Below are 23,082 nucleotides of genomic sequence, written 5' to 3' on the forward strand. Positions count from 1 at the left end.
GTGCAGTTGCTGGGCGGGTACGGGTACACGCGGGACTACCCGGTGGAGCGGATGATGCGGGACGCGAAGATCACGCAGATCTACGAGGGGACCAATCAGGTCCAGCGGATCGTGATGGCCCGCAACCTCCCGTAACGCGCACCGACACGCACCGACGGCCGGTCCCGGGAGCGGCCCGGCCGTCGGCGCCGACCCCGCGCACGGATGTTAGGTTCCGGTGGATGAGCGAGAAGGAAGAGCAGGACCAGCCCATGAATGACGGGCCCTCGAAGCCGGCGATGCGCGAGGCGCTGGTGGCCGCGGCCTTCGAGCTCTTCCTGGAGCGCGGCTTCGAACAGACCACCGTCGACGACATCGTCTCGCTGGCCGGCGTCGGCCGGCGCTCCTTCTTCCGCTACTTCCCGGCCAAGGAGGACGTGGTCTTCCCCGACCACGAGCGCAGCCTCGCCGAGATGACGGAGTTCCTGGAGTCCGGCACCGGCGAGGAGGACCCGGTCAAGCACGCCTGCGACGCCGCCCGCCTGGTCCTGCGGATGTACGCCGAGCAGCCCTCCTTCTCCGTCCAGCGCTACCGGCTGACCCGCAAGGTGCCCGGCCTGCGGGCGTACGAGCTGTCCGTGGTCTGGCGCTACGAGCACACCCTCGCCGCCTACCTGCGCGGCCGCTTCGCCGATCGCCCGGATGGCCCCCTGCGCGCGGACGTGATCGCCGCCGCCGTCGTCTCCGCGCACAACCACGCCCTGCGCACCTGGCTGCGCTCGGGCGGGAAGAGCGACTGGGTGGCCGAGGTGGACGCGGCGATGGCCTTCGTCACCGGCACCTGGGGCGACCGCCCGGCCGAGGCCGCCGCCGAGGGCGAGTCCGACGACGTCGTGGTGCTGGTCGCCAGCCGCCGGGCGCCGCTGTGGCGGATGGTCCAGAGCATCGAGAGCGCGCTGGGCACCGACGCCCGCTGAGGCCCGTCGTACGGGCCCGGCAAGGAACCCCCGCCCCGGTACGCCCGCCCCCGACCGTCACCCGGACGGCGCAGCCGCACCCGCCGCGGCCCCGGCTGACGGCCCGTGCGCCGTGCGCGGCTCCCGGCGCCGGGCGAGACTCGGTCGCAGGACGGGGCCTCCCGGGCGGCGGGCGGCCCGGGAGCGCGAGGGAGCGGCGATGCCGACGACGTCCCGGCAGCCGGGCAGCGGCCCGACCCTGCACGAGGTGCTGCTGCACAAGGGCTACCCGCGCCTGCTGCTGATCTCGGCACTGGTCGGCATCCCGGTCTCGCTGGCGGCCTTCGGCTTCGTCGGCCTGGAGCACGAACTCCAGCACTGGGTCTGGGAGAGCCTGCCGGCCGCGGCCGGCTACGGGCGCGCCCCCTGGTGGTGGCCGCTGCCCGCGCTGCTGCTGGCCGGCCTGCTGCTCGCCCCGGTCGTGACCCGGCTGCCCGGGCGCGGCGGCCACGTCCCGGTGGACGGGCTGGGTGGTCCGCCCACGCCGCCGGTCGCCGTCCCCGGCGTGGTGCTGGCCGCGCTCGCCGGTCTGCCGCTGGGCGTGGTGCTCGGCCCGGAGGCACCGCTGATGGCGCTCGGCGGCGGCCTCGCCCTGCTCGCCGTCCGGTCCGCCCGACGTGCCGAACAGCCGCAGCTGGTGGCGGTGTTGGGGACGGCGGGGGCGGCGGCCGCGATCTCCACCATCTTCGGCAGCCCGCTGGTCGCCGCCGTGATGCTGATCGAGGCGGCCGGGCTGGGCGGCCCGCAGCTGATCGCGCTGATCCTGCCCAGCCTGCTGGCCGGCGGGGTCGGCGCGCTGGTCTTCACCGGCTTCGGTCACTGGACCGGCCTGGCGATCGGCGCGCTCTCGCTGCCGCACCTGCCGAAGAGCGGGGTCCCGGACGCGGGTGACTTCCTCTGGGGCGTCCCGCTGGCCGTCGCGATCGCCGTGGTCTGCGTGGCCGGGCAGACCGTCGGCCGCCGGGTGAAGACCCTCACCACAAGCGGCACCGCCCGGCAGACGGCTCTGCGCACCGTGCTGTGCGCGGTCGCCGTCGGCGGCTGCCTCGCCGCGTACGCCCTGCTCACCGGCCGCTCCCCGGAGGAGGCCGCGCTCTCCGGGCAGGCCACCCTGGGCACGCTCGCCGCCGACCCGGCCGCCTGGCCGGTCGGCGCGCTGCTCGCCCTGGTGCTCTGCAAGGGGCTGGGCTGGTCGATCGCCCTCGGCAGCCTGCGCGGCGGCCCGATCTTCCCGGCGATCCTGCTCGGCGCGGCCCTCGGTACGGCCTGCGCGCCGCTGCCGGGCTTCGGCGCCGCGCCCGCCCTGGCCGTCGGCCTCGCGGCGTCCGGTGCCGCCGTCACCGGCCTGCCCGTCACCAGTACCGTCCTCGCGGCGGCCCTGCTCGGCGGCGAGGCGGCGAACTCGATGCCGCTGCTGATCGTGGCCACGGTGGCGGCCTTCATCACCGCGGAGGCGCTGCGCGGCCGGCCGAAGCGGGAGGCCGCCCCGGCCGGCCGCACGGAGGGCTCCGGGGTCAGCTGACCTCCGCACCCGGGCCGTCCGGGACCGCGGTCAGGTACTGCTCGATCTGCTGCTGGTTCTCCACCAACCGCAGGCACAGATGCCGCAGTTGGGCCAGCTCCTCGGCGCTGAAGCCGCGGAAGACGGCGGCCATCGCGCGCTCGGTGGGCGCCCGGAACTCCTCCAGCCAGGCCAGCCCCTCGTCCGTCGCGGTGACCAGCACCGCCCGGCGGTCGTTCGGGTCGGGGGAGCGGCGGGCCAGACCCTCCCGCTCCAGGGTGTCCACCAGGCCGGTCGCATTGCGCGGGCTCACCCCGCCGGCCCGGGCCAACTCGCCCACCGTCAGGCCCGGTTCACCCCCTCCGTCCGCTCCACCCGCCCTGCTCGCCGCACCGAGCCGCACCAGCACGTCCAACGCCCCAGCGCTCAGCCCCCGTCCTCGTGATCCGTGCGCCCGCAGCTTCTCCACCGCGTGGAACGCCGAGCGTGCGGCGGCCGCCGCCTCCAGCGCCAGGGTGTCCCCGCCCTTGGTGAACACGCCCATGGCCGTCCGCACCCTGCTGTCGTACAGCCGGCCCTCGGCATCCCGCCCCAACGGGCCGGCCGCCGCTTCCTCCGATGTATGTACCTGCTTCATAATGAAGTCATTCTGCATTGTGCGGCGCGCCTGTCAAGGGGGTGGTCCGTCAACCCGCCCGCCGAGGGCGGGACTTCGATGGGAGCCGGACGTGCGATCCGCGAGAGTGCGTCGGGCGCCCGAGCCGCCAGCCAACCGTTCCCGTACGCCGGAGCCGCGTATCGGCCCGTTCGAATGACGCTGCCGAGGGACGGGGCGGGACGGGCGGTGCGGCGGCGGTCCGTGGCGGGGGGCCGATCGGGACGAGGGGTGATGGGGGAGTGCTCCAGCCGACTGATCCTGCGAGATAGGCATACGAACTGTATTTCCGCTGGTGGGATCGGCGATTCTGACGGGGCGTGAGGCCGGACGGGTCGCGGCGCCGGTTGCGGCGGGGTGCGGGCCGTGGCTGTCTGAATCGCGGCGGGGCCGACCGGCGCCGCCACTCGATCCAGAAACTCCGTGGAGGAGATTTTCATGCGTGCTCTCAAGCGAGTCGTGGCTGTCGGCGCCCTCACCGTTCCGCTGGTCCTCGGCTGCGCCGGTCTCGCCTCGGCCGGTACTGGAGGCATCGACGCGAACTTCGGCCAGGGCTTCTTCACCGCCAACGAGAACGGCGCCGGCCTCGCGGCCGTCGAATCCCACGTCGGCCCCGACGGTGTCTCGCACGAGAACTTCTGGGTCTGGGCGGACGACAGCGGCGTCTCCGGTTCCTTCACGGGCTCCGGCGCCACCTTCGTCGACCCGGCCGCGGCCCCCGCCGACGCCCCGGCCGCCGCGGTCGCCGCGCCCGCCGCCGCCCCGGCTGCGGCTCCTGCCGCGGCTCCGGCCGAGGCTGCCGCCCCCGCTGCCGCTCCGGCCGAGGCCGCCGCTCCGGCCGCTGCCCACGAGGGCTGACCGAGCCCTGCCACCTCGGGCGTGACCCGCACCGTCCCGTCGGGCCAGGCCCACCCGGATGCCCGGCCGGTTCCCACCGGCCGGGCATCCGCCCGTGGCGGTCGCACCACAGCGGTGACCCGCGCCACAGGGGCGATCCGCACCGGAAAAGCAGAAAGGCCCCAGATCAACTGGGGCCTTTCTTTCGGTGTCCGAGGGGGGACTTGAACCCCCACGCCCGATAAAGGGCACTAGCACCTCAAGCTAGCGCGTCTGCCATTCCGCCACCCGGACTAGGTGTCGTCCTCGCGGCTTCCGATCTCTCGTCCGTCGCGCTGACAGATGTAACTGTAGCAAAGATCGGCTTGGGGTCCCAAAACGGTTTCCGGCGGGCTCCCGGCGGGCGGGTCCGACGGGTGGCGGGGGCAAGGGGCGGCGTGTGGCGGGGGCGTGACCAGCGGGTTTCGGGAACGTGCGGGGGCTGGATCGGGATCGGGGGCTGGGGGAGGATGGGCGGACGTGCTCGTACGGCCCGGGTGCAGGTCCTGGGGGTGGCGCGCTGGTGCGTCGGTGCGGGCCCAAGACGCGAGGAGTGACCGTGAGCGAGCGGAGCGAGTCGGCGGCGCCGAAGGTGACGGCTGAGTCGGAGGTCGCCGAGATCTGTCGCGATCTGATCCGGATCGACACCAGCAACTACGGGGACGGATCCGGCCCGGGGGAGCGGAAGGCGGCCGAGTACGTGGCCGAGCAGCTCGCCGAGTTCGGGCTGGAGCCGAAGATCTTCGAGTCGGCCAAGGGGCGGGCCTCGACCGTGGTCCGGATCGAGGGCGAGGACCGTTCCCGTCCGGGTCTGCTGATCCACGGCCACACCGACGTGGTGCCGGCCAACGCGGCGGACTGGACCCACGACCCGTTCGGCGGTGAGATCGCGGACGGCTGCGTCTGGGGGCGCGGCGCGGTGGACATGAAGGACATGGACGCGATGACCCTGGCGGTCATCCGCGACCGGCTGCGCACCGGGCGCAAGCCCCCGCGCGACATCGTGCTGGCCTTCCTCGCCGACGAGGAGGCCGGCGGCACCTACGGGGCGCGCTTCCTGGTGGACAAGCACCCCGGGCTGTTCGAGGGCGTGACCGAGGCGATCGGCGAGGTCGGCGGCTTCTCCTTCACGGTCAACGACCAGGTCCGCCTCTACCTGGTGGAGACGGCCGAGAAGGGCATGCACTGGATGCGCCTGACGGTCGAGGGCCGGGCCGGCCACGGCTCGATGGAGAACGACGACAACGCGATCACCGAGCTGTGCGAGGCGGTCGCCCGGCTCGGCCGGCACCAGTTCCCGCTGCGGATCACCAAGACCGTCCGGGCCTTCCTGGACGAGCTGTCGGACGCGCTCGGGGTCGAGCTGGACCCGGAGAACATGGACGAGACGCTGCGCGTGCTCGGCGGCATCGCCAAGATGATCGGCACCACGCTGCGGAACACCGCCCAGCCGACCATGCTCGGCGCCGGCTACAAGGTCAACGTGATCCCCGGTCAGGCCACCGCGCACGTGGACGGCCGCTTCCTGCCCGGCTACGAGGAGGAGTTCCTGGCCGAGCTGGACAGCGTGCTCGGCCCGCGCGTGAAGCGCGAGAGCCTGCACTCGGACAAGGCGATCGAGACCGGCTTCGACGGGGCCCTGGTCGAGGCGATGCAGACCGCGCTGCGGGCCGAGGACCCGATCGCCCGCGCGGTGCCGTACTGCCTGTCGGGCGGGACGGACGCCAAGTCCTTCCAGGACCTGGGCATCCGCTGCTTCGGCTTCGCGCCGCTCCAGCTGCCGCCGGAGCTGGACTTCGCCGGGATGTTCCACGGCGTGGACGAGCGGGTGCCGGTGGACGGGCTGAAGTTCGGCGCCCGGGTGCTGGACCGTTTCATCGACGCCTGCTGAGCCGTTTCGCGCGGCGGTGCCCGCGCTGATCAGGTGACTGGGTCGGCCCGCTCCCGGGGTTCCGGGGGCGGGCCGACCGCATTGTCCGAGCTGATGATTGTGGGACAGGAAGAAAGAGATCGACAGAAGCGATTCTGCTCGGAATTCCAGGCCGATCATGTGTGCGAGATCTCACCGTTGCGGGTGAATGGGAGATCCACTCCGTACCCCGTTTGCCGCAGCGTCGTTCATCCCTGTGCAGCCCGCCGAACGGGTTGCGTTGTCCATACAGGAGGAATGATGAAGGTCAAGAAGATCGCCGCTGTCGCCGCCGCCACCGGTGGCCTGGTGCTCGCCGCCGCCGGTGTCGCGTCCGCTCAGGGCGGCGCCGCCGCCGAGGGTGTGGCCGCCGGTTCCCCGGGCGTCGTCTCGGGCAACCAGATCCAGGTTCCGGTGCACATCCCGGTCAACCTCTGCGGCAACACCGTGAGCGTCGTGGGCGTGCTGAACCCGGCGTTCGCCAACCACTGCGCCAACTTCTGAGTCGACCTCCGGGCCGTCGGGGCCTGTTGAGCCGACTCACGCGAGCCCCCGGGCGGCGGACGCGCCGCGCCGGGGGCGTTCGCGTCCGCGCCGGGATACCGGATACACGGGATCCAACACGATCACTCGATCGAGTGAAGCGGGGTTTCGTTGCTCAACCTCCCCGTTGGCCTCTCGTTAACCCGTGTGCAGCCGAAGCCCTTGCGTGATTTACGGATATACGGAAATTCCGACTTTTTTGCAAGGTTCATGCCAAGGTCGACACGTCGTCTCGAAATGTCAGGGGAAAACATGAGGAAAGTAGCCAAGAAGGGGATCCTCACGGCCGTGGCCACCGGCAGTGTGCTGGCCTCGACCGCCGGCTACGCCTACGCGGGGGGCGCCGACGCGCAGGGGGTGGCCACCGGTTCACCCGGTGTCGTCTCGGGCAACTCGGTCCAGGTGCCGATCGAGGTGCCGATCAATGCCTGCGGCAACACGATCGATGTGATCGGCTTGCTGAACCCGTCCTTCGGCAACCGCTGTGCCAACGTCAACGGTGGCGGCCATCAGGCGTCCAAGCCCGCCCATGGCGGCCAGGCCGGCGCCACCGGCGCCGGCCGTACCGACGGCTCCGGTGCCAGTGGGAGCCAGGGTGCCACGGCTCCGGCCAGCACCCTCCCGGCCAGCACTCTGCCGGCCAGTACCCTCCCGGCGAGTGCTGTCCCGGACGCCGCGGGTCCGGCCACCAAGGTTCCGGGTGCCGATGGCACGGGTGTCGACGTCCCGGGGGCCGGCGCCTCCGGTGTCGCCGCGAACTCGGCGGGCGTGCTCTCGGGCAACAGCGTCCAGGCGCCGGTGGACGTTCCGGTCAACGCCTGCGGCAACTCGGTGAACGTGGCCGGCGTCGGCAACCCGGCCTTCGGCAACGACTGCGCCAATGTGGAGAAGGTCGAGAAGGTCACCCCGACGCCGCCGGCCGAGGGCTGCGTGGAGACCTGCCCGACCCCGCCGCAGACCTCCTCCGAGGAGGTGACGAGCGTCGCGCGCACCGGCGTGGCTCCGGCCACCTCCGCGTCCGCCGCCGTGGCGCCCGCCGCCAAGCCGGCGCCGTCCGCCCAGCTGGCCACCACCGGTGCCGGCAACGTCGAGCTGCTCGGGGCCGCCGGCCTCGCGATGCTGCTCGGCGGCGGCGTGCTCTACCGCCGGGCCCGGGCCGGCGCCCGCTGACACGGCGGGCGGGGAACCAGGGCGCGCGCTGAACGGGACCGGTGCGCGCCCGCCCCCGGGCGTACCTGAGGAACGACGCATCCGCGGCCGCCGAGCGAACGGGCGGCCGCGGACGCGTGAGGGCTCGCTGCCGCCCGGGGCCGCGGTGCCCCGCCCGTCACCAGTTCCGGACCTGCCGGATGATCCGCCGCTTCAGCCGGACCGTCCGGCTGCCGTCGGGGAACAACCGCAGCCGGTCGAGCTCCCAGTGCCCGTACTCGGCGTGCTCGGTGAGCAGTTGGCGCGCCGCGTTGCGCGTGGTGCCGCGCGGCATGCGCAGGGACTGGTACTCGTACTCCGGCTGCCGGACCGGCTTCCGTGGGGTCAAAACGCTCCTCCTGGGGATCACCTTCAGGCAAGCCTACGGCCTGCCCCGGACAGTCGGCCCGGGTATTTCCGGCCGTCCTCCCGCGCGCGGGCGACGGTCGGAACGGGTGCGGCCCCGGCCGCCGACTGACAGTGCATCAGTCCTGTTGCCACTGTGGAGGGGATACCCCGATCCCGGCGCGCGAAGCGGCAGCCGGACGGCCTCGGCGGGCCCGGCGTGCGCCCTCCGCGCCCGCTTCGCGCCGGTGGCGCGTGGGGACGAAGCGGGATGGATCGGACATCAGGGGGGAAGTTGCGGTGAAATCGCGGGTGTAGGTGACAACCGCTGTGCGTGGCGACACCGCGGGGAGATAGCGTCTGCACCATGTCTGATGCCGCGCAGCCCACCATTGCCGAGGTACGCGCCGCCGCTGAGGCGGTCAAGGCCGCCATCGACCGTCATCTGGAAGCGGTGTCAAGCCCCAACGCAGCCGATGATCCCGCCGTCACCGCCGCCTACGAGCAGCTCGCGACGGCGGCCATCGCCTACGACCAGCTCCTGTACGAGGCCTACGACGAGGTCACGCCCTTCGAGATCCCCGGGGACGAGGGCCCCGGCGGGTACCACGGCCCCGAACAGCCCGAGGCGATCAGCGTGTTGATCCGCCGTGACTACCACGTCGTCGACCCCGAGCGGCTGCGTGCCCAGGCCGAGCGGCTGGACGAGTCGCTGACCCCGGGCGGCGCCGGCGCGGGCGGGGTGAACGCCGCGATCGGCGTGCTGTTCGGCGAGTACGAGCCCGACGAGATCGCCGCCCGCAGCGAGGAGTTCGGCCTGGAGGAGGCCGACTCGACGCTCTGGGTCGCGGCCACCGAGCCGACCGAGCCGGGCGAGTGGCTGCCCGAGCCCTTCGAGCACGCCGACCCGCAGCTGCTGATCTGCCGGTTCGACGTGAGCGAGGTCTACGACGACGAGGACCCGGACGACTGACGCGGACAGGACGACCGACGCCGTGCAGGACGGCCGACGGGCGGGCCCGGGAACACCGGGGCCCGCCCGTCGTGCGTTCCGGCCGGCGGCCCGTCGGAGCGGGGCCGGCCGGAACGCCGGTCAGTACGCCGAGGCGGCGTTCTCGGCGAGGACCGCCCGCAGCCGGGTGGTGCGCGACTGCGCCTGGCGCTCGGCGACGGCCTGGACGAGCGCCGGGCCCGCCGCGTGCACCACGGACAGGTGCCGCTCGCCGCGGCCGAAGGCGGTGTAGACCCACTGCCGGGTGAGCGCCTGGGCGGCGTCCTCCGGGACCACCACGACCGCGCCCGGCCAGCGCCGGCCGACCGCCTGGTGGACGGTCAGCGCCCAGCCGTGCCGCAGCCGGGCGGCCTCGGCCGGCGGGACGGTCCGGTGCGAGCCGTCCGCGTACTCCAGGTGCAGACCGGTGGCGTCGCCGTCCAGCACCCGGGCCGGGCGGGTGACGCCGGGGGTGGGGGAGTCGACCACCCGGTCGCCCGGGTCGAAGCCGCCGAACCGGCCGGGGCCGGGGTTGAGCCGGGCCTTGGCGGCGGCGTTCAGCGCGCGGGTGCCGGCCGGGCCGCCGTGGCCCGGGGTGAGCAGCACCACCTGCTCGGCCGGGATGCCCAGCGCGCGCGGGATGGAGTCGGTGAGCAGCTGGACGGCGCGGTGGACGGCCTCGCCGGCGTCCTTGGCGGTCAGGATGACCACCTCCTTGTCCGGCGCCTCGACGGGCTGGAGCTCGCCGATGCCGACACCGGAGACCAGCTCGCCGATCGGGCCGAAGTCCGGGGTGCGGGAGGCGACCGCCGGGCAGGCCTTGGCGGCCAGCAGGTCGGCGAAGACCCGCCCGGGGCCGGCCGACCAGAGCTGCCCCGGGTCCCCGCTGAGCACCAGCCGGGTGCCGTCGGCCAGCGACTCCAGGACGACGGCGGCCAGGTCGACGTCCAGCAGCGGGGCGTCCAGCACGACCAGCAGGTCCAGGGCGAGCGTGCCGTCCGGGGCGCGGCCGGGGCCGGCGGCGCCGGAGAGCAGCTCGGCGAGGGTGACCACGGGGGCCCCGGCGCCCGCCTCGGCGAGTGCGGCGAGGGAGTCCCGGCCCTGGTCCGTCCAGGTGGCGGCCCAGGCCCGCAGCCCGAGGCCGCGGGCGGCGGCGACCAGCGCGGCCGGCTCGGCGCGGGCCGCCTCGCCGCCGGTGTGCAGCACCAGGGCGTGCTCGGCGACGGCCTTGATCAGGGCGGTCGCGGAGGAGGACGAGGCGGCCCCGGCGGCGGCCGCCCAGGCGGCCGGGCCGGGGGCGGCGGGGGGCTGCTGGGCGGAGCCCTCGGCGGCCTCCGCCCCGGGCTCCGCGTGCTCGGAATCGTCGGCCTCCCCGGCCTCCTCGGCGTCCTCGCCCGGCACGAAGGTGGCCATCAGCTGGAGCAGCTTCTCGGCGAGGCTGTCCTCGGCCATCGCCAGCCCCGCCAGGGCGAGCAGCGTCCGGGTCGGCGCCTCGGCCTCCTCGTCGCCCCCCGCCGCGTGCGCCTCGGGGCCGGCCAGCTCCTCCTGGAAGGAGAGCACCCGCCCGTCCTCGACGGCGGCCTGGATCGCGGTGGCCGGCTCGGGCATCCGGAGCCGGTCGAGCCCGACCGCCACCTCGGCCAGCTCCAGGGCGGAGTGCCCGCGCAGCGCCGCCTGCTCCAGCAGCCACGGCACCAGCGCCCGGGCGCGGCGCTCGTCGCCCGGGCCGGCACCGGCGCCGAGCAGCTCCCGGGCGAAGCCGTCCGCGTGCTCGGGCCGGACGCCGGGCAGGCCCAGCACCGCCCACGGGTCCTCGCGCAGCCGTGCGGGCGCCTCCTCACCGAGCGCGGCCACGGCGGCGGCCGCCAGGTCGGCCGGGGCGCCGCCGGCGGTCAGCACCTCGACGGTGGCGCGGAGCACCTCTTCGCGCTGCCGGTCGGACACCACCGGGACGGGGGCGGCCGGGGCGGGGACCCGGGCCGGAGCGGGGGCGGCCGCGACCGGGGTGGCCGGAACGGGGGCGGCCGGGACCGGGGCCGCAGCGGCCGGCTCCGGCTCCCCGGGCTCCGACCCTCCGGGCTCCGGGGCCTCCTCCGTCGGATCCTCCTCAGCCGGGGCTTCCGCCATCGAGGCCTCCGCACGGGCGGCACCCGCCCGTGCGGCACGGTCCGCGGCGTCCTCCGGCTGCATGCCGCGGATCCGCTGGGCCAGCTCCGCGAACTTCGCGGCCTTCGCCTCCGGGGTCAGCTTGGCCCCGGCGGTCACCTCCGGAGCGCCGTTCCCCGTGTCAGTCATCGTCGTCCGCTCCAAAGGTCACTCCACTGCAGGTTCTGCTCGACGACCCGGGCCGGTGGTCACAGCTCCGTCCACCCCTGGTCCGGGTAGTGGTGCACCGGCGACGAGATGTCGTCCAGCGCACCACGGATCTCATCCGGAAGCGTAAGCGCCTCCACCGACAGCGCCGACTGCAGCTGGGCCACCGTCCGGGCTCCGACCAGGGCGCTCGCCACCCCGGGCCGGTCCCGGACCCAGGCCAGCGCGACGGCCAGCGGGGTGCTGGCGAGCCCGTCGGCGGCGGTGGCGAGGGCGTCCACGATCCGTCGCGAGCGCTCCCCGAGGTACGGCTGGACGAATCCGGACAGGTACGGCGAGGCGCCGCGCGAGTCCTGCGGGACGCCGTGCCGGTACTTGCCGGTGAGCACCCCGCGCCCGAGCGGCGAGCCGGCCAGCACCCCGACCCCGGCGTCCAGCGCGGCGGGCAGCGCCTCCCGCTCGATGCCGCGCTGGAGCAGCGAGTACTCCAGCTGCGCCCCGGCCAGCGGCACCCGCCCGTGGTGGGCGTGCTGCCAGGCGGCGGACTTGGCGAGCTGCCAGCCGCTGAAGTCGCAGACCCCGACGTAGCGGGCGCGCCCGGAGGAGACGGCGATGTCGAGGGCGCTGAGCGTCTCCTCGACCGGGGTCACCGGGTCGAAGGAGTGCACCTGCCACAGGTCGACGTAGTCGGTGCCGAGCCGGCGCAGCGAGGCGTCCAGGGCGGCGAGCAGGTGGCCGCGCGAGCCGTCGAAGCGGCGGGCGGACTCGGGGACGCTGCCGGCCTTGGTGGCGATGACGAGTTCGGAGCGGGGGACCAGGCTGTCGGTGAGCCGGGAGATCAGGTACTCGGCGCCGCCGTCCGCGTACACGTCGGCGGTGTCGACCAGGTTGCCGCCGGCGTCGACGAACTCCTTGAGCTGCTCGGCGGCCTCCTGCTCGTCGGTGTCGCGGCCCCAGGTCATGGTGCCGAGGCCGAGTCGGGAGACCTGGAGGCCGGTACGGCCGAGGTGACGCTTTTCCATCGGACGGGCCTTCCACTGGCCGGTGGCCCCGGGAGCCCCGGCGGCCCTGTGAACGCGCAGGTGGGGAGAGCGCTCCCCACGTCGGCTGAGCGTAGCGGCCGGTGCGCGGAGAGAGGTGCAGACCCGCAGAACGATCAACAGCACCGGTGTGACCGGATCCACCCCTACCCGTCAGTAGCGTGTTCGGTGCGGGCACGGTTACCCTCGCGACCAACCCCAACCCACTGGAAGGTGCGGCAGATGCGACTCGGGATCAACCTCGGCTACTGGGGACTCGGCATGGACGCCGACAACATCGCCGTGGCCCAGGAGGCGGACCGCCTCGGCTACTCCGTCTGCTGGGCGGCGGAGGCGTACGGCTCGGACGCCGCGACGGTGCTCAGCTTCGTCGCCGCGAAGACCGAGCGGATCGACGTCGGCTCGGCCATCTTCCAGATCCCGGCGCGCACCCCGGCGATGACCGCGATGACCGCCGCGACGCTGGACACCCTGTCCGGCGGCCGGTTCCGGCTCGGCCTCGGCGTCTCCGGCCCGCAGGTGTCCGAGGGCTGGTACGGGGTGAAGTTCGACAAGCCGCTCGCCCGCACCCGCGAGTACGTGGAGATCATCCGCAAGGCGATGTCCCGCGAGCGCCTGGTGCACGAGGGCGAGCACTGGACGCTCCCGCTGCCCGGCGGCCCCGGCAAGCCGATCAAGCTCACCGTGCACCCGGTGCGCGAGCACATCCCGCTGTACATCGCCGCGATCGGGCCCAGGAACCTGGAGCTGACCGGCGAGATCGCCGACGGCTGGCTCGGCATCTTCTTCTCGCCCGAGCACGCCGCGCTCTCCCTCGACCCGCTGACGGCCGGCCGCGCCAAGGCCGGGAGGACGCTGGAGGGCTTCGACCTCTGCCCGACCGTGAACCTCGCGGTCGGCGAGGACATCAAGGCCGGGGTCGACGCCCTGCGCTCGTACGCCGCGCTCTACATCGGCGGCATGGGCAGCAAGGAGAAGAACTTCTACAACCAGCTCGCCCGGCGGATGGGCTACGAGCAGGCCGCCGACGAGGTCCAGGAGAAGTACCTCGCCCGGGACCACGCGGGCGCCGCGGCCGCCGTCCCGCACGACCTGATCGACGCCACCTCGCTGATCGGCGACACCGCCCGGATCGCCGACCGGATGCAGGCCTACGCCGAGGCGGGCGTCACCACGCTCACCCTGGCCCCGGCCGGGTTCACCCTGGACGAGCGGATCCTGGCGCTGCGCACCGGTGTCGAGGCGCTGGAGCGCGCCGGACTGGCCTGACCGGGGCCGGGTGTCCGAGCGGCCCGACCGGCGGCGCTACAGCCAGTCGTGCCGCTTGAACACCCGGTGCAGCACCAGGCAGACCACCGTCATCAGCACCAGCACCGCCGGGTACCCCCAGATCTGGTGCAGCTCCGGCATGTGCTCGAAGTTCATCCCGTAGATGCCCGCGATCATGGTCGGTACGGCGGCCAGCGCCGCCCAGGCCGAGATCTTCCGCATGTCGTTGTTCTGCTGGACGCTGACCTGCGCCAGGTTGGCGTTCAGGATGTCGGACAGCAGCCGGTCCATGCCGTCCACCTGGTCGTTCACCCGGGCCACGTGGTCGGCGACGTCCCGCAGGTAGGGCGCGGCCTCGGGGCGGACGAAGCGGGCGCCGCGCTCCAGGGCCAGCATCGGCTCCAGCAGCGGGCCGGTGGCCCGGCGCACGGACATCACCTGGCGCTTGTAGCCGTAGATCCGTCCGGCGGTGTCGCGGTCGACCCGGGAGGGGGAGAAGATGTCCGCCTCCAGTTCGTCCAGGTCGGTCTGGAGCCCCGCGGCCACGTCCATGTAGCCGTCGACGATCGTGTCGCAGACCGAGTGCAGCACCGAGCTGGGCCCGTACCGCAGCTGTTCGGGGTCCTGCTCCAGGGCGGCCCGCAGTCCGCCGAGCGGGCTGTCCTCGCCGTGCCGGACGGTCATCACGAAGTCCGGGCCGAGGAAGACCATCACCTCGCCGACCGTGACGACGTGCCCGCCGGGGTGGTAGCCGAGGGTCTTCAGCGCGACGAACAGCGAGCCCTTGTACGCCTCCACCTTGGGGCGCTGGTGGGCGCTGACGGCGTCCTCGACGGCCAGCGGGTGCAGCGCGAACTCCTGGCCGACGTGGTCGAGTTCCTCGGCGGTGGGCTCGAACAGGCCTATCCAGACGAAGCCGTCCGGACCGGCCGCGCGGGCGGCGGCGAGTGCGCCGGCCAGGTCCTCGGGGGCCTCGATGCGGCGGCCGTCGTGGTAGGCGGCGCAGTGGACGATCATGCGGGCCATTGTCACCCGAGCGGGGCCGCCCGGCACGGATCCGGGGGATTCCGGTCCACCGGCCCCCGGCGGCCGGGGCGGTGGCGGACCCGGCCGCCGCGGGCCGGACGGGCGGGAAATCCGGTCTCCACGGCCGGGCCCGGAGGCCGTAGGCTGACCCCATGCCCACCCTGCTGCTCGTCCGTCACGGCCGCTCCACCGCGAACACCGCCGGAATCCTGGCCGGTTGGACCCCCGGCGTGGACCTCGACGACACCGGCCGGGACCAGGCCGCCGCGCTGGCCGGCCGACTGGCCGGCATCCCGCTGGTGCGGGCGGTCAGCAGCCCGCTGGAGCGCTGCCGGCAGACGCTGGAGCCGCTGCTGGCGGTCCGGCCCGAGCTCGGGCCGCCGGCCGAGGACGAGCGGCTGGGGGAGTGCCACTACGGCGAGTGGACCGGCCGTCCGCTGGCCGAGCTGGCCAAGGAGCCGCTCTGGCGCACCGTGCAGGACCACGCCGCCGGGGCCGCCTTCCCCAGCGGGGAGTCGCTGCGCGAGCTGAGCCACCGCACGGTGGACGCGGTGCGCGAGTGGAACCGGAGGATCGCGGACGAGCACGGCGAGGACGCGGTCTGGATCGCCTGCTCGCACGGGGACGTGATCAAGGCCGTGGTGGCCGACGCGCTCGGGCTGCACCTGGACCACTTCCAGCGGATCAGCGTCGAGCCCTGTTCGGTCACCGCGATCCGCTACACCCCGCAGCGGCCCTTCGTCTTGCGGATGGGCGACACCGGCGACCTCGCCTCGCTCGCCCCCCGGCCCGGCCCGGCGGCGGCCACCCCGGCCGGCGACGCGGTGGTCGGCGGCACCGTCTAGGCCGCGCCGCCGACGGGCCGTCCGGGGAGGCGCCGTCCGCGGCGGCACCGTTCGCTTCCCCGGGTGCCACCCCGCCCGCGGCCGTCGGCTCGGCTCCCCGGCCGGAGCCCGAAGGTCGTAGGGTGACTAGCGAGTCCATCCGGCCGCGGCCCGCCCCCGGCGGAACCGCGCCGACCGACACGATCCGGAGCGAGAGCGTGCCCCGTCAGGTCTTCTTCTACGACCAGCCCGAACGGTTCGTGGCCGGCACCGTCGGCCAGCCCGGCGCCCGGGCGTTCTACCTTCAGGCCAGCGCCCGGGGCCGGATCACCAGCGTGCTGCTGGAGAAGACCCAGGTCGCGGCGCTCGCCGAGCGCATCGAGGAGGTCCTGGACGAGGCGCTGCGGCGCAGCGGCGGCGACACGTCCATCCCGGCCGCCGCCCCGAACGACCTGCTCGACACCGCGCCGCTGGACCTCCCGCTGGAGCAGGAGTTCCGGGTCGGCACCATGGCCCTGGCCTGGGACAGCGTGGACGCCTGCCTGGTGGTCGAGGCGCAGGCGCTGGTCGAGGAGGAAGAGGAGGAGGACGCCGCCGAGGCGGCCTTCACCGACGACGAGAACGGCCCGGACATGCTGCGGGTGCGGCTGTCCGGCGCGATGGCCCGGGTCTTCGCCAAGCGCGCGCTGGACCTGGTCGCCGCCGGCCGCAAGCCCTGCCCGTTCTGCAACCTGCCGCTCGACCCGGAGGGCCACCTGTGCCCGCGCGCGAACGGCTACCGGCGCTGAACACCGACACCCCGCCGCAGGCCGACCCGTCGGCCGCCGCCGCGCTGGCCGCCGACGTGCCCACCGCCCTCGCGCTGCTGCGCCAGGGCGGGCTGACGGTGCACGGGCGGCTCACCGACGCCTCCAACGCCGCGCTGTACTGCACGGTGGCGCACGGCTCGCTGAGCGCGCAGGCCGTCTACAAGCCGGTGGCGGGAGAGCGCCCGCTGTGGGACTTCCCGGACGGCACGCTGGCCGGCCGCGAGGTCGCCGCGTACGAGCTGTCCGCCGCGACCGGCTGGGCGCTGATCCCGCCAACCGTGCTGCGCGACGGCCCGCACGGGCCCGGCATGCTGCAGCTGTGGGTCGAGCCGGACCCGACGGCCGAGCCGCTGCTCGCGCTCCAAGACCCGCGCGGCCCGGAGGCGGGCTGGCTGCCGATCGTCCGGGCCGAGGTCGAGGGCGGGCGGACGGCCCTGCTGGTGCACCACGACGACCGGCGGCTGCGCCGGCTCGCCGTCCTGGACGCGGTGCTCAACAACGCCGACCGCAAGGGCGGCCACCTGATCCCGGCCGCCGACGGCCGGGTGTACGGCATCGACCACGGCGTCACCTTCAACACCAAGGACAAGCTGCGCACCCTGCTCTGGGGCTGGGCCGGCGACCCGCTGCCCACCGAGGCGCTGGAGGTGCTGGCCCGGCTGGCCGAACAGCTGGACGGCGAGCTCGCCGAGCGGCTCGCCCCGCACCTGACGGCGGCCGAACTGGACGCCACCCGGGCCCGGGTGGCCGCGCTGCGCGGCTCCGGCCGGCACCCGCTGCCGCCCGAGGACTGGCCCGCGATCCCCTGGCCGCCGGTCTAGGCCGGGGCCGACGGGTCCGAACCGGTGCCCGAACCGGTGCCCCGGAGCGCCGGTGGTCCGGACCGCTCGTCGAAAACGGCGGCAGATGGTCTGGACCTGTCCCCGGAACAGGTCGCACACTGCTCCGATGGATGTGCGACGGACGACCCCCACCCCCCGAACCACGCCGGACCTGCCGTTGCACCGGTTACAGGTCCCGCTGCCCCAGCTGCTCCCCTTCGCCATCGGCAGTTTCGACGCGATCGGCCCGCTCTCCCGGGCCGGCTTCCCCCACCGGCACTCGTTCTACGAAATAGTCCACGTCACCGGCGGCCACGGCGCCCACGTCCTGGACCTCGTCCACCGGCCGCTGGCGCCACCGCAGTTGTGCGTGATCACGCCCGGCCAGGTGCACTACTGGGCGGACGCCGAGGAGCTGGTCGGCCGGGTCGTCCTGTTCAACGAGGACTTCCTGCTCGGCCACCCCCAGGACCTCGCCGCCCTGCGGGCGCTGGCCACCCGCCCGGCCCTCGCGCTCGGCGACCAGGCCGACGCGGTCGCCGCGCTGCTCGCCGACATGGAGTACGAGTACCGGACCAGGGGCCCCGGCTACCAGGGCGTGCTGCGGGCCAGCCTGCACATCCTGATCGTCCGGGCGCTGCGCGCCTGCGCCCCGGCCGACCGCCCGTCGGTGCCCGGCCGCCCGGCCGAAGTGGCCGCCGCCTTCACCCGGTTGATCGCCCGGCCGGGCGGAGTGCGGCACTCGGTGGCCTCCACCGCGCAGGAACTCGGCGTCTCCCCGGGGCACTTGCAGACCCTGGTGAAGCAGGCCACCGGCCGGACGCCCGGCGGGCTGATCCGCCGCCAGCAGACCCTGGAGGCCAAACGGCTGCTCGCCTGCACGGATTTGACGATCCGTCAGGTCGCCAAGGAGGCGGGCTTCGTCGACCCGGCGTACTTCTGCCGGTTCTTCCGCCGGGAGACCGGGATGACCCCGGGGGAGTTCCGGTCCAGGGTCGACGGAAATCACCACGATCCCCGGATCATGTCCATCGCGGTCGCACCGGACGGCCCGTAACTTTGCTGGTGGCCACCGGTGGCCGGTCCGGCGCGCACGGACGGGCGGCCGGTCCGGCCCTTGTCATGCCCCCACCATGGCAAGGGCCGCCCCCACCCCCCGCCTCACGATAAGGAGACGGCGCATGCCCACGCCCGACGGCATGATCAGCCGCAAGACCGTCCTCAAGGCCGCCGCCGCGCTCGGGGCCGCCCCGCTGCTCGTCGGCGGCGGGGTCGCACTGGCCCGGGACCAGATCGGCACCGGCGAGCCGCTCGCCCTCACCCCCGAGTGCCACGACGGCGACGCCCCCACCATCGAGCAGACCGAGGGCCCGTACTTCAAGCCCAACTCCCCGCTGCGCAGCTCGATGGTCAACGACGGCCCCGGCACCCGCCTGGTGGTCAGCGGCTACGTCTTCGGCCGGGCCTGCCGGCCCATCTCCGGTGTGCTGCTGGACTTCTGGCAGGCCGACGACGGCGGCAACTACGACAACAGCGGATACACCTTCCGCGGCCACCAGTTCACCGACGCCAACGGCGCCTACAAGCTGGACACCATCGTGCCCGGCCTCTACCCGGGCCGCACCCGGCACATCCACGTCAAGCTCCAGGCCCCCGGCCGCTCGATCGTCACCACCCAGCTGTACTTCCCGGGCGAGCCGCGCAACAACACGGACACCATCTACGACGCCCGGCTGCTGATGAACGTCCGGCAGAACGGGTCGACCCGCGAGGGCAGCTACGACTTCGTGCTGAACGTGGCGCAGACCCCGGGCACGCCGAGCCCCACGCCCACCCCGACCTCCACCTCCACCGGTGGCCCGACCACGCCGCCCGGCGGGAGCTGGGCCGCGGGCACCTCGTACAACGCGGGCGACCGCGTGACCTACTCCGGCGTCTCCTACACCTGCCTCCAGGCGCACACCGCCATGGCCGGCTGGGAGCCGCCGAACGTGCCGGCCCTCTGGCAGCGGTCGTAGCGGCTCCGGCCGCTCCACCCGAGGAGCCGGGCGCCCGGTCGGCGGCAGGGCCGACCGGGCGCTCACCCATGCCCGGAGCCGGGTGCGGGGGGCGTACACCACGCGTTCCGACAGCGTCGGATCCGTGCAATACCAGTCGGGAAACTGTCGGGCAACGGTAGGAAACGAATCCAGTCGATCTTTCGTACTGGTTAGGCTTTCAAATGTTCGCAAGGTTAAAGTTGTTTCCATGCATGCCTGGCCCGCCTCCGAGGTTCCCGCCCTGCCTGGTCAGGGGCTCCCCCTCCGTATCCACGACACCGCAGCGGGCACAGTCCGGGAGGTCGTGCCGCAGGACGGCACCGCCCGGATCTACGTCTGCGGCATCACGCCCTACGACGCGACCCACATGGGCCACGCCGCCACCTACAACGCGTTCGACCTGGTGCAGCGCGTCTGGCGGGACGCCGGTCACGACGTCCTGTACATCCAGAACGTCACCGACGTCGACGACCCGCTGCTCGCCCGCGCGGTCGAGACCGGCCAGGACTGGACCGCCCTCGCCGAGCGCGAGACGGCCCTGTTCCGCGAGGACATGACCGCGCTGCGGATGCTCCCGCCGGCCCACTACATCGGCGCCGTCGAGTCGATCCCGTGGATCGTCCCGATCGTGCAGAAGCTGCTGGCCTCCGGCGCCGCCTACCACGTCGACGGCGACATCTACTTCTCGGTCGACGCCGACCCGCGCTTCGGCGAGGTCTCCGGCCTCACCCGCGAGGCCATGCGCCCGGTCTTCGCCGAGCGCGGCGGCGACCCGGACCGCCCCGGCAAGCGCAACCCGCTGGACGCCCTGCTCTGGCTGGCCGCCCGCCCGGGCGAGCCCGCCTGGGACACCGAGCTCGGCCACGGCCGCCCCGGCTGGCACATCGAGTGCGTCGCCATCGCCCTCCGGTACCTCGGGATGTCCTTCGACATCCAGGGCGGCGGCAGCGACCTCTCCTTCCCGCACCACGAGATGGGCGCCGCGCACGCCCAGGTCGCCACCGGCGCCCACCCGTACGCCCAGGCGTACGTGCACGCCGGCATGGTCGCCCTGGACGGGCACAAGATGTCCAAGTCCCGCGGCAACCTGGTCTTCGTCTCGGCGCTGCGCCGCGAGGGCGTCGACCCGGCGGCGATTCGCCTGGCGCTGCTCTCGCACCACTACCGGGCCGACTGGGAGTGGACCAAGAGCACCCTGGACGAGGCCGTCGAGCGCCTCGCCCGCTGGCGCGCCGCGGTCTCCCGCCCGGACGGCCCCTCGGCCGAGCAGCTGCTCGCCGAGGTGCGCGAGGCGCTCGCGAACGACCTGGACGCGCCCGCCGCGCTGGCCGCGGTCGACCGCTGGGCGGACCGGCAGGAGGCCGAGGGCGGCACCGACATCGGCGCTCCCGGCCTGGTGACCCGCACCGTGGACGCCCTGCTCGGCGTCGCGCTGTGACCCCGGTGTCGTAACCCCGCCGAAGCGACCCAGCACCACACGCCGAAGGGGCGTCAGGACCACGCGGTCCCGACGCCCCTTCGGCGTGTGCGGTACGGGCTACTCGTCCTCGGCGCCGTCCTGGCTCTCCCGGGCGCCGCCCGGCGCCTCCGGATCGGCCGGCCGCTCCGCCGTGGCGTGCCCGGCCACCGGCTTCTCGCCGGTCGGCCCGACGTTCTCCCGGCGGCGCAGGTAGCGCTCGAACTCGCGGGCGATGGCGTCGCCGGAGGCCTCCGGCAGTTCCGCGGTGTCCTGCGCCTCCTCCAGCTGCTGGACGTACTCGGCCACCTCGCTGTCCTCGGCGGCCAGCTGGTCCACGCCGAGCTGCCAGGCCCGGGCGTCCTCGGCGAGCTCGCCCGGCGGGATGCGCAGGTCCAGCAGGTCCTCGAGCTTGTTGACCAGGGCCAGGGTGGCCTTCGGGTTCGGCGGCTGCGAGACGTAGTGCGGCACCGCGGCCCACAGCGTCACGGCCGGCACCCCGGCGTGGGTGCAGGCCTCCTGGAGCACCCCGACGATGCCGGTGGGGCCCTCGTAGCGGCTCTCCTCCAGGTCCAGCCGGCGGGCCAGGTCCGGGTCGGAGGTGACCCCGCTGACGGGCACCGGGCGGCTGTGCGGGGTGTCCCCGAGCAGGGCGCCCAGGATCACCACCAGCTCGACGCCCAGCTCGTGGGCGAAGCCCAGCAGCTCGTTGCAGAACGAGCGCCAGCGCATGCTCGGCTCGATGCCGCGGACCAGCACGACGTCCCTGGTCGTCGGCTCCGTCACCCGGATCACCGAGAGCCGGGTGGTCGGCCAGGTGATCCGGCGGATGCCGCCGTCCAGCCAGACCGTGGGCCGGTTGACCTGGAAGTCGTAGTAGTCCTCCGCGTCCAGCGCGGCGAACACCTTGCCGTTCCAGGTCTCGTCGAGGTGTGCCAGAGCCGCGGAGGCGGCGTCGCCCGCGTCGTTCCAGCCCTCGAAGGCGCAGACCATCACCGGGTCGATCAACTCGGGAACATCTTCCAGCTCGATCACCCAGCGTCTCCCTCCGGTCGGCGGTCGGACCTGCGCCGCCCCGGCTGGCCTGCCGGGGCGCCGACGGGCCGGCTGCCGACTGTCGAACCTCTCGTCTCCCATGGAACGCCTCGCTCCATGGTCCCTACCTGCCCAGCCTACGGGCTTTGATGCGCACCGCGGCCGGGCACCGGGACAGTCTGGGGGAGCGGACCGCCGGGATCCACCGGATATCGGCGGCGCCGGAGCTGACGGTCCATCAGGCGTTCACCAGGGGCGGAGCGTGTTCGACCGGCGACGCGCTGTGCCCGCCGCCGCCCGGCGCACGGGCCCGCCGGGCGCGCTACTCCGGGTCCACCCAGCCGTCGCGGTACGCCGTCCAGTGCTCGGGCAGCGCGGCGAAGTCCACGTACAGCGCGACGCCGAAGCCGGCCCGCCGCCGGTCCTCCCGGCCCAGGCCCAGCCGGACGCCCCGGACGGCGGCCCGGACGGTCTCGGCGTCGCCCCAGTGCCCCCACTTGTCGTCCCAGAAGAACGGCAGGCCCATCAGCAGGTCCACGTCGGCCGGGGTGGCCCGCAGGGCGAGTTCGGTCTGCCGGGCGACGTAGCCGCCGTACAGCGGCTCGGTGGGCATCGAGGTGTCGTAGCTCATCACCGCGATCTGGTCGACCCGGCGGGCGGTCTCGGTGAAGTACGCCTGGTCCCACCACTTGCCGTGGTCGGTGAGCAGGATCCCGGCCGTGTGCAGGCCCGGGACCGGGTCGATCTGCGGGGCCGCCACCGACAGTTTGGCGCCGCGCCCCGCGGTGACCGGGCGGACCTGGTCGAGCAGGGCCAGCCAGCCCGCCGAACCCGGGCGGATCGGCTCCATGTCGAAGTGCACCCCGTCGAAGCCGAGGTCCAGCACCTGGCGGGCGGAGGCGGTGACCCGGTCCCGGGTCGGGCCGTCCTCCAGGTCCAGGGCGTCCTTCTCCGGCTTGACCTCGTCGCCCAGCCAGCCCTGCAGCCGTACGCCGGGCAGCTCCCGGTGCACGGTGTCGGTGAACCAGCGGCCCCGGGGGTGGACGGCGGGCGGCAGCGAGCCGTCGTGCTCCAGCGGGCCGGTGTGCACGTAGAGGTCCCGGATGCCGGTGCCGGCCAGTAGCCGGCCGAGCGCGGCCACGTCGGCCTCGGTCCTGCGGCCGTCCACCCAGGCGTGGCCGAGCCAGAGCGCGTCCCGGCCCCGGGTGCGGGCGTCGGCGGCGGGCTCGCCGGTGTAGTGCAGCCGGAACAGCACGAACACCGAGCCCAGCGCGGTGGCCGGCACGGCCGCCACCAGCACCAGGGCCAGCAGTGACCGGCGCCACCACGACCACGCCCGCCAGCGGTCGCGCAGCACGCGGAACGGGGCCGTCAGGGCCCGACCGGCTCGCTGCGCGGAGGTCCCGAATCGGGCCACGCGCTTGCTCCCCCCTTGCGGTCGAACGCT

The 23,082-nt window shown here is 74.2% G+C and carries 22 protein-coding genes and 1 tRNA gene; 15 read left to right on the forward strand and 8 right to left on the reverse strand.

The window, feature by feature from the left end:
* The 3 genes from ACWDD9_RS38155 to ACWDD9_RS38165 all read left to right on the forward strand — a co-directional run.
* On the forward strand, window positions 1–135 hold a 135-nt coding region (locus ACWDD9_RS38155), incomplete at its 5' end, for an acyl-CoA dehydrogenase family protein (RefSeq protein WP_364745010.1).
* An 86-nt stretch (window positions 136–221) separates the two neighbouring features.
* Window positions 222–956 (forward strand): TetR family transcriptional regulator, encoded by a 735-nt coding sequence (locus ACWDD9_RS38160; protein ID WP_234348735.1) that lies wholly within the window; start codon window positions 222–224, stop codon window positions 954–956.
* Window positions 957–1,155: 199 nt separating this feature from the next.
* Window positions 1,156–2,517: a chloride channel protein gene (locus tag ACWDD9_RS38165; protein WP_449814155.1), complete on the forward strand. Its 1,362-nt coding sequence runs from the start codon at window positions 1,156–1,158 to the stop codon at window positions 2,515–2,517.
* Here the strand turns inward: ACWDD9_RS38165 and ACWDD9_RS38170 are convergent.
* Window positions 2,510–3,133, reverse strand: a complete 624-nt coding sequence (locus ACWDD9_RS38170) for a MarR family winged helix-turn-helix transcriptional regulator (protein WP_380777878.1) — start codon at window positions 3,131–3,133, stop codon at window positions 2,510–2,512. The two genes, ACWDD9_RS38165 and ACWDD9_RS38170, sit on opposite strands and share 8 nt — an antisense overlap.
* Before the next feature lie 456 nt (window positions 3,134–3,589).
* Here ACWDD9_RS38170 and ACWDD9_RS38175 point away from each other — a divergent pair, with 456 nt between their 5' ends.
* Window positions 3,590–4,009 (forward strand): hypothetical protein, encoded by a 420-nt coding sequence (locus tag ACWDD9_RS38175; RefSeq protein WP_449814156.1) that lies wholly within the window; start codon window positions 3,590–3,592, stop codon window positions 4,007–4,009.
* Between the two features lie 188 nt (window positions 4,010–4,197).
* Here ACWDD9_RS38175 and ACWDD9_RS38180 read toward each other — a convergent pair.
* Window positions 4,198–4,282, reverse strand: a tRNA-Leu gene (locus tag ACWDD9_RS38180).
* Window positions 4,283–4,586: 304 nt separating this feature from the next.
* Here ACWDD9_RS38180 and ACWDD9_RS38185 point away from each other — a divergent pair.
* The 3 genes from ACWDD9_RS38185 to ACWDD9_RS38195 all read left to right on the forward strand — a co-directional run bounded on the left by ACWDD9_RS38185 (window position 4,587) and on the right by ACWDD9_RS38195 (window position 7,649).
* A complete protein-coding gene (locus tag ACWDD9_RS38185) occupies window positions 4,587–5,918 on the forward strand; it encodes a M20/M25/M40 family metallo-hydrolase (protein WP_049659731.1) in 1,332 nt (443 codons plus the stop codon).
* 279 nt (window positions 5,919–6,197) lie between these two features.
* The gene (locus tag ACWDD9_RS38190) at window positions 6,198–6,440 is read left to right on the forward strand and encodes a chaplin (RefSeq protein ID WP_074002312.1); all 243 of its coding nucleotides are present in this window, start codon (window positions 6,198–6,200) and stop codon (window positions 6,438–6,440) included.
* Window positions 6,441–6,767: 327 nt separating this feature from the next.
* On the forward strand, window positions 6,768–7,649 hold the full coding sequence (locus ACWDD9_RS38195; RefSeq protein WP_449814157.1) for a chaplin: 882 nt from the start codon (window positions 6,768–6,770) through the stop codon (window positions 7,647–7,649).
* 157 nt (window positions 7,650–7,806) lie between these two features.
* On the opposite strand, the gene ACWDD9_RS38200 is transcribed toward ACWDD9_RS38195, so the two are convergent.
* Entirely contained in the window at window positions 7,807–8,016 is a 210-nt protein-coding gene (locus ACWDD9_RS38200; protein ID WP_037901221.1) for a DUF5703 family protein, read from the reverse strand.
* Between the two features lie 363 nt (window positions 8,017–8,379).
* On the opposite strand from ACWDD9_RS38200, the gene ACWDD9_RS38205 reads away from it, so the two are divergent.
* Window positions 8,380–8,985, forward strand: a complete 606-nt coding sequence (locus ACWDD9_RS38205) for a hypothetical protein (protein WP_049660402.1) — start codon at window positions 8,380–8,382, stop codon at window positions 8,983–8,985.
* A 120-nt stretch (window positions 8,986–9,105) separates the two neighbouring features.
* On the opposite strand, the gene ACWDD9_RS38210 is transcribed toward ACWDD9_RS38205, so the two are convergent.
* Together ACWDD9_RS38210 and ACWDD9_RS38215 are read right to left on the reverse strand one after the other, a co-directional pair.
* The gene (locus ACWDD9_RS38210) at window positions 9,106–11,298 is read right to left on the reverse strand and encodes a helix-hairpin-helix domain-containing protein (protein WP_449814158.1); all 2,193 of its coding nucleotides are present in this window, start codon (window positions 11,296–11,298) and stop codon (window positions 9,106–9,108) included.
* 59 nt (window positions 11,299–11,357) lie between these two features.
* Window positions 11,358–12,338: an aldo/keto reductase gene (locus ACWDD9_RS38215; RefSeq protein ID WP_074002315.1), complete on the reverse strand. Its 981-nt coding sequence runs from the start codon at window positions 12,336–12,338 to the stop codon at window positions 11,358–11,360.
* 240 nt (window positions 12,339–12,578) lie between these two features.
* On the opposite strand from ACWDD9_RS38215, the gene ACWDD9_RS38220 reads away from it, so the two are divergent.
* The gene (locus tag ACWDD9_RS38220) at window positions 12,579–13,625 is read left to right on the forward strand and encodes an LLM class F420-dependent oxidoreductase (RefSeq protein WP_117487218.1); all 1,047 of its coding nucleotides are present in this window, start codon (window positions 12,579–12,581) and stop codon (window positions 13,623–13,625) included.
* Between the two features lie 36 nt (window positions 13,626–13,661).
* Here the strand turns inward: ACWDD9_RS38220 and ACWDD9_RS38225 are convergent, their stop codons facing one another.
* Window positions 13,662–14,642, reverse strand: coding sequence for a magnesium and cobalt transport protein CorA (locus tag ACWDD9_RS38225; protein WP_449814159.1), 981 nt, complete (start codon window positions 14,640–14,642; stop codon window positions 13,662–13,664).
* 161 nt (window positions 14,643–14,803) lie between these two features.
* Here ACWDD9_RS38225 and ACWDD9_RS38230 point away from each other — a divergent pair, with 161 nt between their 5' ends.
* The 6 genes from ACWDD9_RS38230 (at window position 14,804) to mshC (ending at window position 20,582) form a co-directional block, all read left to right on the forward strand.
* Window positions 14,804–15,496, forward strand: coding sequence for a histidine phosphatase family protein (locus ACWDD9_RS38230; RefSeq protein WP_449814160.1), 693 nt, complete (start codon window positions 14,804–14,806; stop codon window positions 15,494–15,496).
* A 197-nt stretch (window positions 15,497–15,693) separates the two neighbouring features.
* Complete coding sequence (locus tag ACWDD9_RS38235) at window positions 15,694–16,263, forward strand: DUF3090 family protein (RefSeq protein WP_049650988.1); 570 nt, start codon at window positions 15,694–15,696, stop codon at window positions 16,261–16,263.
* 44 nt (window positions 16,264–16,307) lie between these two features.
* Entirely contained in the window at window positions 16,308–17,105 is a 798-nt protein-coding gene (locus ACWDD9_RS38240) for an SCO1664 family protein (protein ID WP_449814167.1), read from the forward strand.
* A gap of 178 nt (window positions 17,106–17,283) precedes the next feature.
* Window positions 17,284–18,162: a helix-turn-helix transcriptional regulator gene (locus ACWDD9_RS38245; RefSeq protein ID WP_049650987.1), complete on the forward strand. Its 879-nt coding sequence runs from the start codon at window positions 17,284–17,286 to the stop codon at window positions 18,160–18,162.
* A gap of 124 nt (window positions 18,163–18,286) precedes the next feature.
* A complete protein-coding gene (locus tag ACWDD9_RS38250; RefSeq protein ID WP_049650986.1) occupies window positions 18,287–19,123 on the forward strand; it encodes a dioxygenase family protein in 837 nt (278 codons plus the stop codon).
* Window positions 19,124–19,352: 229 nt separating this feature from the next.
* Window positions 19,353–20,582, forward strand: coding sequence for a cysteine--1-D-myo-inosityl 2-amino-2-deoxy-alpha-D-glucopyranoside ligase (gene mshC / locus ACWDD9_RS38255; protein ID WP_074002316.1), 1,230 nt, complete (start codon window positions 19,353–19,355; stop codon window positions 20,580–20,582).
* A gap of 99 nt (window positions 20,583–20,681) precedes the next feature.
* Here the strand turns inward: mshC and ACWDD9_RS38260 are convergent, their stop codons facing one another.
* Window positions 20,682–21,635 (reverse strand): PAC2 family protein, encoded by a 954-nt coding sequence (locus ACWDD9_RS38260; RefSeq protein ID WP_049650984.1) that lies wholly within the window; start codon window positions 21,633–21,635, stop codon window positions 20,682–20,684.
* Between the two features lie 322 nt (window positions 21,636–21,957).
* Complete coding sequence (locus ACWDD9_RS38265; RefSeq protein WP_198959341.1) at window positions 21,958–23,052, reverse strand: glycoside hydrolase family 18 protein; 1,095 nt, start codon at window positions 23,050–23,052, stop codon at window positions 21,958–21,960.
* Window positions 23,053–23,082 lie beyond the last annotated feature (30 nt).

The sequence above is a fragment of the Kitasatospora sp. NPDC001119 genome (genome assembly GCF_053598475.1).

Bases quoted from the DNA above. Each gene is read 5' to 3' on its own strand.
- ACWDD9_RS38170 (WP_380777878.1), bottom strand. From the start codon at position 3,133: ATGAAGCAGGTACATACATCGGAGGAAGCGGCGGCCGGCCCGTTGGGG.
- ACWDD9_RS38230 (WP_449814160.1), top strand. From the start codon at position 14,804: ATGCCCACCCTGCTGCTCGTCCGTCACGGCCGCTCCACCGCGAACACC.
- ACWDD9_RS38160 (WP_234348735.1), top strand. From the start codon at position 222: ATGAGCGAGAAGGAAGAGCAGGACCAGCCCATGAATGACGGGCCCTCG.
- ACWDD9_RS38220 (WP_117487218.1), top strand. From the start codon at position 12,579: ATGCGACTCGGGATCAACCTCGGCTACTGGGGACTCGGCATGGACGCC.
- ACWDD9_RS38250 (WP_049650986.1), top strand. From the start codon at position 18,287: ATGCCCACGCCCGACGGCATGATCAGCCGCAAGACCGTCCTCAAGGCC.
- ACWDD9_RS38175 (WP_449814156.1), top strand. From the start codon at position 3,590: ATGCGTGCTCTCAAGCGAGTCGTGGCTGTCGGCGCCCTCACCGTTCCG.
- ACWDD9_RS38205 (WP_049660402.1), top strand. From the start codon at position 8,380: ATGTCTGATGCCGCGCAGCCCACCATTGCCGAGGTACGCGCCGCCGCT.
- ACWDD9_RS38165 (WP_449814155.1), top strand. From the start codon at position 1,156: ATGCCGACGACGTCCCGGCAGCCGGGCAGCGGCCCGACCCTGCACGAG.
- ACWDD9_RS38225 (WP_449814159.1), bottom strand. From the start codon at position 14,642: ATGATCGTCCACTGCGCCGCCTACCACGACGGCCGCCGCATCGAGGCC.
- ACWDD9_RS38190 (WP_074002312.1), top strand. From the start codon at position 6,198: ATGAAGGTCAAGAAGATCGCCGCTGTCGCCGCCGCCACCGGTGGCCTG.
- ACWDD9_RS38210 (WP_449814158.1), bottom strand. From the start codon at position 11,298: ATGACTGACACGGGGAACGGCGCTCCGGAGGTGACCGCCGGGGCCAAG.
- ACWDD9_RS38215 (WP_074002315.1), bottom strand. From the start codon at position 12,338: ATGGAAAAGCGTCACCTCGGCCGTACCGGCCTCCAGGTCTCCCGACTC.
- mshC (WP_074002316.1), top strand. From the start codon at position 19,353: ATGCATGCCTGGCCCGCCTCCGAGGTTCCCGCCCTGCCTGGTCAGGGG.